This window comes from Streptomyces asoensis, assembly GCF_016860545.1.
Lineage (GTDB): Bacteria > Actinomycetota > Actinomycetes > Streptomycetales > Streptomycetaceae > Streptomyces > Streptomyces asoensis.
Map to the genome: position 1 here is coordinate 68593 of NZ_BNEB01000001.1, position 12450 is coordinate 81042.

At 70.2% G+C, this 12450-nt stretch carries 10 protein-coding genes; 1 reads left to right on the forward strand and 9 read right to left on the reverse strand.

The window, feature by feature from the left end:
* Window positions 1–395: 395 nt before the first annotated feature.
* Entirely contained in the window at window positions 396–3533 is a 3138-nt protein-coding gene (gene ileS, locus Saso_RS00330) for an isoleucine--tRNA ligase (RefSeq protein ID WP_189916813.1), read from the forward strand.
* Between the two features lie 252 nt (window positions 3534–3785).
* On the opposite strand, the gene Saso_RS00335 is transcribed toward ileS, so the two are convergent.
* The 9 genes from Saso_RS00335 to ftsW all read right to left on the reverse strand — a co-directional run bounded on the left by Saso_RS00335 (window position 3786) and on the right by ftsW (window position 12420).
* A complete protein-coding gene (locus Saso_RS00335; RefSeq protein ID WP_189916814.1) occupies window positions 3786–5027 on the reverse strand; it encodes a DivIVA domain-containing protein in 1242 nt (413 codons plus the stop codon).
* A gap of 52 nt (window positions 5028–5079) precedes the next feature.
* Window positions 5080–5364, reverse strand: a complete 285-nt coding sequence (locus Saso_RS00340) for a YggT family protein (protein ID WP_020129925.1) — start codon at window positions 5362–5364, stop codon at window positions 5080–5082.
* Window positions 5365–5435: 71 nt separating this feature from the next.
* Window positions 5436–6077, reverse strand: a complete 642-nt coding sequence (locus Saso_RS00345; protein ID WP_020129926.1) for a cell division protein SepF — start codon at window positions 6075–6077, stop codon at window positions 5436–5438.
* A 128-nt stretch (window positions 6078–6205) separates the two neighbouring features.
* Complete coding sequence (locus Saso_RS00350) at window positions 6206–6925, reverse strand: YggS family pyridoxal phosphate-dependent enzyme (protein WP_189916815.1); 720 nt, start codon at window positions 6923–6925, stop codon at window positions 6206–6208.
* Window positions 6926–6927: 2 nt separating this feature from the next.
* Window positions 6928–7659: a peptidoglycan editing factor PgeF gene (gene pgeF, locus Saso_RS00355; protein WP_189916816.1), complete on the reverse strand. Its 732-nt coding sequence runs from the start codon at window positions 7657–7659 to the stop codon at window positions 6928–6930.
* Window positions 7656–8852 (reverse strand): cell division protein FtsZ, encoded by a 1197-nt coding sequence (gene ftsZ / locus Saso_RS00360; RefSeq protein ID WP_189916817.1) that lies wholly within the window; start codon window positions 8850–8852, stop codon window positions 7656–7658. Before ftsZ ends, pgeF begins: the two co-directional genes overlap by 4 nt.
* A gap of 277 nt (window positions 8853–9129) precedes the next feature.
* Window positions 9130–9924, reverse strand: coding sequence for a cell division protein FtsQ/DivIB (locus Saso_RS00365; RefSeq protein ID WP_189916819.1), 795 nt, complete (start codon window positions 9922–9924; stop codon window positions 9130–9132).
* Between the two features lie 27 nt (window positions 9925–9951).
* Entirely contained in the window at window positions 9952–11049 is a 1098-nt protein-coding gene (gene murG, locus Saso_RS00370) for an undecaprenyldiphospho-muramoylpentapeptide beta-N-acetylglucosaminyltransferase (RefSeq protein WP_189916821.1), read from the reverse strand.
* 6 nt (window positions 11050–11055) lie between these two features.
* Window positions 11056–12420, reverse strand: a complete 1365-nt coding sequence (ftsW, locus tag Saso_RS00375) for a putative lipid II flippase FtsW (RefSeq protein WP_189916823.1) — start codon at window positions 12418–12420, stop codon at window positions 11056–11058.
* Window positions 12421–12450: the final 30 nt, after the last annotated feature.

Sequence of the window (12450 nt, forward strand, 5' to 3'; positions counted from 1 at the left end):
ATTCGGGCCATTGCGGACGGGCCCGCGCCCCACCCCGCGGGCCCCCGAAAACCGGTCGGCCGCTGTCGTCGGCGACCCGTACACTGGGCGGAGCGAAAAGCATGGATGGGGACGAGTAGCGGCGTGAGCGGCCCAGAGCGACCCGGGGACGGTGGGAGCCCGGGGGCGAGCGCGACGCGAAGATCACCCCGGAGCCGCCGGAAGAAAGCCCCAGCCGACAGGCGAGGGCCGGTAGAACCGGTATCGCGACCCCAATGAGGGGGCTCACCGGCGCGCAGGGCGCACCGGAGGGCCAAGGAGGGTGGTACCGCGGGAGCGCGCCGCAGACGGCGTAGACAGGCAACAAGGCTCTCGTCCCTCCGACGGAAGGCAGTACGTCCGCCGGAGGAAGATCGATGACGCAGTACCGCCAGGTGCCCGCCCAGGTCGACCTGCCCGCCCTCGAGCACGCGGTGCTCGACTTCTGGCGCGAGCAGAAGATCTTTGCCAAGAGCCTGGAGCAGTCCGAGGGCCGCCCCGAGTGGGTGTTCTACGAGGGCCCGCCCACCGCCAACGGCATGCCGGGCGCCCACCACATCGAGGCCCGCGTCTTCAAGGACGTCTTCCCCCGCTTCCGCACGATGCGCGGCTACCACGTGGCCCGCAAGGCCGGCTGGGACTGCCACGGCCTCCCGGTGGAGCTGGCGGTCGAGAAGGAGCTCGGCTTCTCCGGCAAGCAGGACATCGAGACGTACGGCATCGCCGAGTTCAACGCCAAGTGCCGCGAGTCCGTGACCCGCCACACCGACGCCTTCACCGAGCTGACGACCCGCATGGGCTACTGGGTCGACCTCGACGACGCCTACCGGACCATGGACCCGGAGTACGTCGAGTCGGTGTGGTGGTCGCTGAAGGAGATCTTCGGCAAGGGGCTGCTGGTCCAGGACCACCGCGTCGCCCCGTGGTGCCCGCGCTGCGGCACCGGCCTGTCCGACCACGAGCTGGCCCAGGGCTACGAGACGGTCGTCGACCCGTCCGTGTACGTCCGTTTCCCGCTCACCTCCGGTCCGCTCGCCGGCGAGGCCGCCCTCCTCGTGTGGACGACGACCCCGTGGACACTGGTCTCCAACACGGCCGTGGCCGCGCACCCCGAGGTCACCTACGTCGTGGCGACCGACGGCGAGGAGAAGCTCGTCGTCGCCGAGCCGCTGCTCGCCAAGGCACTCGGTGAGGGCTGGGAGACCACCGGCCAGACCTTCACCGGCGCCGAAATGGAGCGCTGGACCTATCAACGTCCGTTCGAGCTCGTGGAGTTCCCGGAGCCGGCCCACTACGTCGTCAACGCCGAGTACGTCACGACCGAGGACGGCACGGGTCTGGTCCACCAGTCCCCCGCCTTCGGCGAGGACGACCTCAAGGTCTGCCGCGCGTACGGTCTGCCGGTCGTGAACCCGGTCCGCCCCGACGGCACCTTCGAGGAGTCCGTCCCGCTGGTCGGCGGCGTCTTCTTCAAGAAGGCCGACGAACGGCTCACCGAGGACCTCCAGGAGCGCGGGCTGCTCTTCAGGCACGTCCCGTACGAGCACAGCTACCCGCACTGCTGGCGCTGCCACACCGCGCTGCTCTACTACGCGCAGCCCTCCTGGTACATCCGTACGACGGCCGTCAAGGACCGCCTCCTCCAGGAGAACGAGAAGACCAACTGGTTCCCGGAGACCGTCAAGCACGGCCGCTTCGGCGACTGGCTGAACAACAACATCGACTGGGCGCTGTCCCGCAGCCGCTACTGGGGCACCCCGCTGCCGATCTGGCGCTGCACGGAGGACCACCTCACCGTCGTCGGCTCCCGCGCCGAGCTCACCGAGCTCACCGGCACCGACCAGTCGGAGCTGGACCCGCACCGCCCGTACATCGACGCCGTCACCTTCGCCTGCCCGCAGGAGGACTGCGGACAGACCGCCACGCGCGTGCCGGAGGTCATCGACGCCTGGTACGACTCGGGTTCGATGCCGTTCGCGCAGTGGGGCTACCCGTACAAGAACAAGGACCTCTTCGAGTCGCGCTACCCGGCGCAGTTCATCAGCGAGGCCATCGACCAGACCCGCGGCTGGTTCTACACGCTGATGGCCGTCGGCACGCTGGTCTTCGACAAGTCGTCGTACGAGAACGTCGTCTGCCTCGGCCACATCCTCGCCGAGGACGGCCGCAAGATGTCCAAGCACCTGGGCAACACCCTGGACCCGATCCCGCTGATGGACCGCCACGGCGCCGACGCGGTCCGCTGGTTCATGGCCGCCGGCGGTTCCCCGTGGGCGGCCCGGCGGGTGGGCCACGGCACCATCCAGGAGGTCGTGCGCAAGACGCTCCTGACGTACTGGAACACGGTCGCCTTCCAGGCCCTGTACGCCAGGACGTCCGAGTGGGCGCCGAGCGCGGCCGACCCGGCCCCCGCCGACCGCCCGGTGCTGGACCGCTGGCTGCTCTCCGAACTCCACGCCCTCACCGACCAGGTGACGCAGGCCCTGGAGGCGTACGACACGCAGCGTGCCGGCAAGCTGCTGTCGGCGTTCGTGGACGACCTGTCCAACTGGTACGTCCGCCGCTCCCGCCGCCGCTTCTGGCAGGGCGACAAGGCCGCGCTGCGCACCCTGCACGAGGTCGTCGAGACGGTCACGAAGCTGATGGCCCCGCTGACGCCGTTCATCACCGAGCGGGTCTGGCAGGACCTCGTCGTGCCGGTCACGCCCGACGCCCCCGCCTCCGTCCACCTCGCGCAGTGGCCGCAGGCCGATCTCTCCGCGATCGAGCCGGAGTTGTCGAAGCAGATGGTCCTGGTCCGCCGTCTGGTGGAGCTGGGCCGCGCCACGCGCGCGGAGTCGGGCGTGAAGACCCGCCAGCCCCTGCGGCGCGCCCTGATCGCCGCGGGCGGCTTCGACACCCTCGACCGTGAACTGCACGCGCAGATCACGGAGGAGCTGAACGTCGAGTCCCTGGCGTCCCTCTCCGAGGTCGGCGGCAGCCTGGTCGACACGACGGCCAAGGCCAACTTCCGCGCCCTGGGCAAGCGGTTCGGCAAGCGTGTCCAGGACGTGGCCAAGGCCGTGGCGAACGCGGACGCGGCCGCCCTCTCGCTCGGCCTGCGCGAGGGCACGGCGTCGGTGGAGGTCGACGGCGAGACGATCACCCTGGCCCCCGACGAGGTCATCATCACGGAGACCCCGCGCGAGGGCTGGTCGGTCGCCTCCGACTCCGGCGCGACGGTCGCCCTCGACCTGGAGATCACCGAGGAGCTGCGCCGCGCGGGCCTGGCCCGGGACGCGATCCGGCTGATCCAGGAGGCTCGCAAGAACAGCGGCCTCGACGTCGCGGACCGCATCGCGCTCCGCTGGACCGCCACCGACCCGGCGACCGCCGACGCCCTGTCCGGCCACGCCGGACTCATCGCCGACGAGGTCCTCGCCACGGACTTCGCCCAGGGTGAGGCGGACGACACGTTCGGCGCCCCGTTCACCGACGACGGCCTGACGCTGACCTTCCGCCTGCGCAAGGCGTAGCGCGCGGGACTGCGACGAGGGCCCGGCATCCCCGAAGGGGGGTGCCGGGCCCTCGTCGCATGCACGAGAGGGCCTGGAACCACAGGCCGCAAGTCCCAGCGCCGAGGGCCGGCGGTGACGGCCCTCGGTGGCCCCTGGGGCGGCTCGATGCCGTGATCGCTGTCAACACGCGTAAAAAGGGCGGGACCCCGGATGGTGATCCGGGGTCCCGCCCTTTGAACGCTGCCGACGCCTAAGGCGTACTACAGGCCGTCAGTTGTCATCCTCGTCGATGAGGAAGCCACGCATCGGCGAGGGAGCCTGGCCCATCGGCGACGGGCCCTGCGGCCGCACCGGAGCCATCGGCTGGGTCATCGCCGGGGACATCTGCTGCTGACCGCCGTAGGACGGAGCAGCCTGCCCCGGAGCGCCCATGCCCGGGTTGCCGTAGGACGGGGCGCCCGCGCCGGCCGGTGCCATGGAAGGCGCCGGGGACGGCGGCAGGGAGGCCGTGGCCGGAGTGCGCGGCGGCGCGAGGGAGTCGTCGGCCTGGGTCTCCAGCTGACGCAGCTGGGACTCGAGGTACGACTTCAGACGCGTCCGGTACTCGCGCTCGAAGCCACGCAGGTCCTCGACCTTGCGCTCCAGCGTGGCGCGGGCGGACTCCAGGGAGCCCATCGCGACGCGGTGCTTCTCCTGCGCGTCCCGCTCCAGGGCGTCGGCCTTGGCACGGGCGTCGCGCTCCAGACCCTCGGCGCGGCTGCGGGCCTCACCGACGATCTTGTTGGCCTCGGAACGCGCCTCGGCGATCGCCTGGTCGGCGGTCTGCTGGGCGAGCGAGAGGACACGGGCGGCGCTGTCGCCACCGGGGCCCTGACCGGGGCCGCCCATCGGACCGCCCATGGGGCCGCCCATCGGGCCACCCATCTGCTGCTGCATGGGGTTCTGACCCATCGGACCCTGACCCATGGGGCCCTGGCCCATCGGACCCTGACCCATCGGACCCTGGCCCATCGGACCCTGGCCCATCGGACCCTGGCCCATCGGGCCGGGACCCTGCGGGCCACCCTGGCCGCCGCCGGGACCGGCGGGCAGCTGCGGCGCACCGCTCGGCAGCTGGGGCGGACCACCCATGGGGCCACCCATCTGCTGCTGCGGCGGGCCCGATATGCCGGCGGGCACCGGTGCACCCGGACCTCGCATGCCCTGCTGCGGCATGCCCTGCGGAGGCATCCCCTGCTGCGGCATTCCGCCCTGCTGCATGCCGCCCTGCTGGGGCATGCCGCCCTGCTGCTGGTCCTGTTCCGGCGGCTTGCGCATGTTCTGCTGGTTCTGGGCAGCAGCGCGCGTGGCCGCGGCGAGCTTGGCACGCAGGTCTTCGTTCTCACGAAGCAGGCGGGTCAGTTCGGCTTCGACCTCGTCGAGGAAGGCATCGACCTCGTCCTCGTCATAGCCTTCTCGGAGGCGGACGGTCGTGAACTGCTTGTTCCGCACGTCCTCGGGGGTCAACGGCATCTCTTCACCTCAACGTAGTCGTCGGCATCGGCAAGACGGTAGTTCACATCGCTCACAGCCGGCTCACGATCGAGATCAGGATGTAGACGATGATCATCAGTACGAAGAAGGACAGGTCGAGCGCCACGCCCCCGAGACGCAACGGCGGGATTACCCGCCGCAGAAGCTTGAGCGGTGGATCGGTGACAGTGTAGGTGGCCTCCAGAACGACCACCATCGCCTTGCCGGGCTGCCATGAGCGGGCGAACTGGAAGACGTAGTCCATGACCAACCGGAAGATGAGCACGATGAGGAAGACCATCAGCGCGATGTAGACGACATCCAGGACCACGCTCATGTTCGGTGTTTCCCTCTCCCCTGTTCCGTGCCGCTCTGTACTGCTCTGTACTGCTCTTCCGGTCTTGCGTCTCAGCTCTGGTTGAAGAACCCGCCCTCTGCGATGCGGGCCTTGTCCTCCGCCGTGACATCGACGTTAGCAGGCGACAACAGGAACACCTTCTGCGTCACCCGCTCGATGCTGCCGTGAAGACCAAACACCAAACCGGCCGCAAAGTCGACAAGTCGCTTCGCGTCTGTGTCGTCCATCTCAGTCAGATTCATGATCACCGGGGTGCCCTCACGGAAGTGTTCCCCGATGGTACGGGCCTCGTTGTAGGTCCGGGGGTGAAGCGTGGTGATCCGGTACGGCTCTCGTTCCGACACGACCTTGGGCATGATCACCGGTGCGTTCTTCTCCAGGGACTGACGTTCTTGTGTGATGGATGCCACGGGCGCGATGCGCGCCGGACGTCCGGATTCCGCGCCCAGCGAAGCCGAACGCGCCACCGGCTCACGCGGCGCCGGCGGTTGCACGATACGCACCTCTTCGTCCCTTTGGGACTGATGTGCACCATGTGACTGATGGGACGGCTCGTGCCGCCGGTGATCCCGCTCGGGTTCCGGGTCGAGCTCGGGTTCGAAGTCGTCGTCGGGGTCGAATCCCCGGCCGTCGTACCCATCGTCCTCCACGAGGCCGAGGTAGACCGCCATCTTGCGCATCGCGCCGGCCATTCTCTGAGTCCTCCGCTCTGTGGTGGATCGACTTCCGACTGCCAAGTCCCGCGATCCACGTGGCCCTTGTGTCCGCCTTTCGGCGGTAATGACCATATTTTCTGCTGTGGTCCGACTTCCTGGCGACGTTACCCGAGCCTGGCGCGGACTCCGAGTACCGCGGTGCCGACGCGTACATGTGTCGCTCCGGCCGCCACGGCCTCCTCGAGGTCCGCACTCATCCCTGCCGACACCATGTTCGCAGCAGGATGGGTCCGGCGCAGGTCAGTCGACAAATCCATCAACCGCCCGAAAGCCTCGCGCCGTCGCCCGGCGTACTCCCCGCTCAAGGGTGCGACGGTCATCAGTCCGTCGAGCCGCAGCCCCGGCGAACCGGCGACCAGAGCCGCCAACTCCTCGACACCGCCCGGTGCGACGCCGCCCCGCTCGCCCCGCTCCTCGGCCCCCGCGTCGAGCGCCACCTGGAGCAGACAGCCCACCTCGCGGCCGGCCCGTACGGCCTCCTTCGACAGGGCCGTCACCAGCCTGGCCCGGTCGACGGACTGCACCACGTCCGCGTAACCGACCACGGAGCGCACCTTGTTGGTCTGCAACTGGCCCACGAAGTGCCAGCTCAGCGGCAGCTCGGAGCATTCGGCGGCCTTGGGGGCCGCGTCCTGGTCCTTGTTCTCGGCGACGTGACGCACGCCGAGTCCGGACAGCAGGCGCACATCGCTCGCCGGGTAGGTCTTGGTGACCACGATCAGGGTCACCTCGTCCCGCTCCCGGCCGGCGGCCGCGCACGCGTCGGCGATGCGCTGCTCCACTTTCGCCAGGTTCGCGGCGAGTTCACCCTTACGGTCCGTCATGTTCATCGGTCCAGCCAGACATATCCCGCGAGTCGCCCCGTGGAGCGGTCGCGGCGGTACGAGAAGTGATCCTTCGACTCCCGCGTGCACACCGGCGAACGCTCCCGGTCGTGCACCCCGAGCCGGTCGAGCTGCGCGTGCACCCCGGCGATCACGTCGACCGCGGGAGTTCCCCAGCTCGTGTCGGCGTGCGCGGCCGGTTCGACGGCGGCCACCTCGGCGCGCATCGCCTCCGGCACCTCGTAGCACCGTCCGCACACGGCGGGTCCGGTGCGGGCGACGATCCGGGCGGGGTCGGCGCCGAGCGACTCCATCGCGTCGATCGCCGCGGGCACGATGCCCTTGACCATCCCGGGCCGCCCGGCGTGCGCGGCCGCGACCACCCCGGCGACGGGGTCGGCGAGCAGCACCGGCACGCAGTCCGCCGTCAGGACGGCGAGGGCGAGTCCGCGGGTGGCGGTGACCACGCCGTCGACCGGCGGGGTGAGCCCGGTGGTCCACGGTCCCTCGACCTCGGCGACGTCGTTGCCGTGGACCTGGTTCATCCAGACGACCCGGCCGGGCTCGAGTCCGAGCGACGCGGCGGCCAGTTCGCGGTTGGTGCGTACGGCGTCCGGGTCGTCGCCGACCGCTCCGCCGAGGTTGAGCTCCTCATACGGAGCGGCGCTCACCCCGCCCCACCGGTCGGTGAAGGCGAAGTGCGCGCCGCTCACGCTCTCGCGCTGTCCTATCACTTCAGGAAGTCCGGCACGTCCAGCTCCTCGGCCGCACTGTCGGAGTAGGCCCGCGACGGCGGGACCGGCGGGGCGACCGGCAGGTCGGCCACCGGCTCGGGAGCCGGCGCCGGCTCCTCCTTCGGCGTCACGCTGCCGAGCGAGCCGAAGGACGGCCGGCTCTCAGGCTGCCGTACCGGGGTGGGCTCGTCGCGCCGGGCCGAGGCCGAGGACGAACCGATGACGGTCTCCCGGCGGGCCGGGGGCTGGCCCCCGTCGAAGCCCGCCGCGATGACGGTGACCCGGACCTCGTCGCCGAGCGCGTCGTCGATGACCGCGCCGAAGATGATGTTGGCCTCGGGGTGCGCGGCCTCGCTGACCAGCTGGGCGGCCTCGTTGATCTCGAACAGGCCGAGATCGGAGCCGCCGGAGATGGAGAGCAGGACGCCCCGGGCGCCGTCGATGGAGGCCTCGAGGAGCGGCGAGGAGATCGCCATCTCGGCGGCGGCCACCGCGCGGTCGTCGCCGCGGGCCGAGCCGATGCCCATGAGGGCCGAACCGGCCTCGGACATGACCGACTTGACGTCGGCGAAGTCGAGGTTGATCAGACCGGGGGTGGTGATGAGGTCGGTGATGCCCTGGACGCCGGAGAGCAGGACCTGGTCGGCCGACTTGAAGGCGTCGAGGACCGAGACCTGGCGGTCCGAGATGGACAGCAGCCGGTCGTTGGGGATGACGATGAGGGTGTCGACCTCTTCGCGGAGTTCGGCGATGCCGTCCTCGGCCTGGTTGGCGCGGCGCCGGCCCTCGAAGGTGAAGGGGCGGGTGACCACGCCGATGGTGAGGGCGCCGAGGTTGCGCGCGATGTTGGCCACGACGGGTGCGCCGCCGGTGCCGGTGCCGCCGCCCTCTCCGGCCGTCACGAAGACCATGTCGGCCCCCTTGAGGACCTCCTCGATCTCCTCGCGGTGGTCCTCGGCGGCCTTGCGGCCGACGGCCGGGTTGGCGCCGGCGCCGAGTCCGCGCGTGAGTTCACGGCCGACGTCGAGCTTGACGTCGGCGTCGCTCATCAACAGCGCCTGCGCGTCGGTGTTGATGGCGATGAACTCGACGCCCTTGAGACCGACCTCGATCATCCGGTTGATGGCATTGACACCACCGCCGCCGACACCGATGACTTTGATGACTGCGAGGTAGTTCTGCGGTGCTGCCACGTCGAAGGCCTCTCGCCTCGAGTTACGTGTCGTCGCCTCGCAGGTGATGCGATCCGACGACTGATGCCGAATGGGACGGTCCGTTTCGCCGACCCGAACCCTAACGCTGAAGTTTAGGGTTACCAGTGTGTCCGTTCCTTGGAGTCTTCTGAACAGGACACTAAGTCGACAAGCGGCGCCCGTTCAACGAACACGCCGAACCTCCCGTTTTTCTTTTCACCCTATGTGATCAGCCATGTCACTGCCCAACCAGGGTGCTGGCCTGCGCGGATGTGCGTCAACTCCCCGCTGACGCGGGGGCCGTGGGAGCGCTGACATCGAAGTGCCGCGCGGACGGGGCGGCTTTCATGAGAGCGGTGAGTGTACGGCCTTTCGCCGCGCTCTTCTCGGCGCTCCCCCAGGCCACCGTCCGGCCCCCGCTGAGCTGGAGCGAGATGTCGTCGTAGGAACGGACCTTGACGGTCCGGGTGGCGCGGGCGACGGGCGCAGGGAGGGAACCCGCGGCCTTCACGGCCTCCCGGACCAGCCGGGCCTCGCCGAAACGGCGCAGACTCGCGGCGGCCGAACGCGAGGAGGAAACGGCCATGTCGAGCAGCGGGACGCCTTTCGGGGCCGTGGAAACCGTGGCGAAACGGACGCCTTCGTCGTCCACTTCCACGAAGTTCGACCCTTTTCGCACCAGCAGGACCGGCGTACGCTCCGTCACTTTCAGGCCGATTCCATGGGGCCAGGAACGGACCACGTCGACCGAGTCGATCCGGGGCAGTTCCCGGCGCAGCCGGGCCGCGATCGCGTCGGTGTCGACGGACACCAGCGGCGACCCGACCGGTACGGCGGCGGCCCGGCGCACCTGCTGCGGCGTGAGCACGTCGGTGCCGGACACGGCGACCCGCTCGACGCGCAGCCACTGCGAGCCGTACAGCACCCAGCCGGTGCCGCCGCCGAGCAGGACGACCGCCAGCACGAGAATGATGATCATACGAAGCCGACGCGGCCCCAGCCTCCGGAGGAGGGGCGGGCCGGACGACTCCTGCTGGCGTGCACCGCGCTCGGCGGTGGCGGATCCGGCCACGCTCCCCTGTCCTTTCGTGAGTCGTGCCTAACGGCGCGCGCGGGAGGCCGCGATGGCCTCGTACACCATGCCGACGAGGAGGTCGTCGGCGTCCCTGCGGCCGAACTCGCTGGCCGCGCGGGACATCTCGTACAGCCGGTGCGGGTCGGCGAGGACGGGCAGCACGGTCTCGCGGACCCACTCGGGGGTCAGTTCCGCGTCGTCGACCAGCAGTCCGCCGCCCGCCTTGACCACCGGCTGGGCGTTGAGCCGCTGTTCGCCGTTGCCGATGGGCAGCGGGACGTAGGCGGCCGGGAGTCCGACGGCGGAGAGCTCGGCGACGGTCATCGCGCCCGCGCGGCAGAGCATCATGTCGGCGGCGGCGTACGCGAGGTCCATGCGCTCCACGTACGGTACCGGGATGTAGGGGGGCATCCCGGGCATCTGCTGCACGTGCGGCAGTTCGTTCTTGGGGCCGACCGCGTGCAGGATCTGGATGCCCGCCTGCTGGAGCCAGGGCGCGACCTGCTGGACGACCTCGTTGAGGCGGCGGGCGCCCTGCGAACCGCCGGAGACCAGCAGGGTCGGCAGGTTGGGGTCGAGGCCGAACATGTGCCGGGCCTCGGGACGGGCCGCGGCGCGGTCCAGGGTAGCGATGGAGCGGCGCAGCGGGATGCCGATGTAGCGGGCGTCCCGGAGCTTGCTGTCGGGCGTGGAGACGGCGACCCGGGCCGCGTAGCGGGAGCCGATCTTATTGGCCAGTCCGGGACGGGCGTTCGCCTCGTGGACGACGATCGGCACACCGAGGCGCTTGGCGGCCAGGTAGCCGGGCAGCGCGACGTACCCGCCGAAGCCGACGACGGCGTCCGCCTTGGTGCGCTCCAGGATCTGCTCGGCGGCCTTGATCGTGCCGCGCAGCCGGCCCGGGACGGTGATCAGTTCAGGGGTGGGCTTGCGCGGCAGCGGCACGGCGGGGATCAGCGCGAGCTCGTAGCCCCGCTGCGGAACGAGCGTGGTCTCCAGGCCGCGCTCCGTACCCAGGGCCGTGATCCCCACAGTGGGGTCCTGCCTGCGCAGGGCGTCCGCGAGGGCCAGCGCGGGCTCGATGTGGCCGGCGGTCCCCCCACCAGCGAGTACGACATGCACCGAAATTCACCGCTCTCCGGACGAGCGCGCCGCCGAGGCACGCCGTCGCATCGTGTTCCATCTCCGGGGACTCCGGACGAACGCGGATCCCCCAGTCCCCCGCTTTCTACCAAAGCGGGGGTGCCGCATCGCAAGCGCCGCCCGCGCAGCGGGCTCGTCGCGTGCGAAGGCGATCAGCAGCCCGATGGCGAACATGGTCGGCAGCAGGGCGGAACCCCCGTAGGAGAACAGCGGGAGAGGGACGCCGGCGATCGGCAGCAGGCCGAGCACCGCACCGATGTTGATCACTGCCTGAGCGGTGATCCAGGTGGTCACGCCTCCCGCGGCATACCTGACGAAGGGGTCCTCCGTGCGTCCGGCCACGCGGATACCCGCATAGCCTAGAGCCGCGAACAGGGCGAGTACCGACAGCGTCCCCGCGAGACCCAGTTCCTCGCCGGTGACGGCGAAGATGAAGTCGGTGTGCGCTTCGGGCAGTTGGCCCCATTTCTCCACACTCGCCCCCAGCCCCGAGCCGAAGATGCCGCCCGAGGCCAGGGCGTAGATCCCGTGCACCGCCTGCCAGCAGGCGTCACCCGGGCCGGGATCGGTCGCGCCGATGCACTGCAACCGGGCCATCCGGTTCGGGCTGGTCTTGATGAGGATCACACCGAGGGTGGCGGCGATCGACAGCACCCCGACGAAGAGCCGCGTGGGCGCCCCGGCCAGCCAGAGCAGTCCGAACAGGATCGCCGTGAGGATGATCGCCGTGCCCATGTCGCCGCCGAGCATGATCAGTCCGAGCAGCATGAAGGCGACCGGGACCAGCGGCACGAGCATGTGCTTCCACTGGGCGAGGAGGTTCTTCTCCTGTTTGCGGGCGAGCAGGTCGGCGCTCCACAGCACCAGCGCGAGCTTGCCGAACTCGCTGGGCTGGATCTGGAAGGAGCCGCCGAGCGAGATCCAGTTCTGGTTGCCGTTGACCGACATCCCTATCCCCGGTACCTGCACGAGCGCCATCATGAAGACGGCGCCCGCGAGGATGGGGTAGGCGAGCCCACGGTGCAGTTTCACCGGCATCCGGGAGGCGAGCAGCAGCAGCGCGGCCCCGATGGAGGCGGCCAGGAACTGTTTGCGGAAGAAGAAGGATCCGGGCAACGACATCTGGAGCGCGGTGATCTGGGAGGCCGAGTAGACCATCACCAGCCCCAGCACCGTGATCAGCAGGCTGCCGCCGAAGATCAGGTAGTAGGCGGTGAGCGGACGGTCCCAGGCCTTGCGCAGCCGGGTGTGGAGCCGGCGTACGGGGTTGTCGCGGCGCGTGCGCGAGGCACCGGCGGGTCTGCGGACGGCCCGCTGGACGGGCGGACGCCCGGTACGGCTACCGGGCATCTGCCGCTCCAGGCGGCGTGCCGCAGCCGC

Coding starts and splice junctions, on each gene's coding strand:
- Saso_RS00335 (WP_189916814.1), bottom strand. CDS start 5,027: ATGCCGTTGACCCCCGAGGACGTGCGGAACAAGCAGTTCACGACCGTC.
- Saso_RS00350 (WP_189916815.1), bottom strand. CDS start 6,925: ATGACGGACCGTAAGGGTGAACTCGCCGCGAACCTGGCGAAAGTGGAG.
- ftsW (WP_189916823.1), bottom strand. CDS start 12,420: ATGCCCGGTAGCCGTACCGGGCGTCCGCCCGTCCAGCGGGCCGTCCGC.
- Saso_RS00340 (WP_020129925.1), bottom strand. CDS start 5,364: ATGAGCGTGGTCCTGGATGTCGTCTACATCGCGCTGATGGTCTTCCTC.
- Saso_RS00345 (WP_020129926.1), bottom strand. CDS start 6,077: ATGGCCGGCGCGATGCGCAAGATGGCGGTCTACCTCGGCCTCGTGGAG.
- ileS (WP_189916813.1), top strand. CDS start 396: ATGACGCAGTACCGCCAGGTGCCCGCCCAGGTCGACCTGCCCGCCCTC.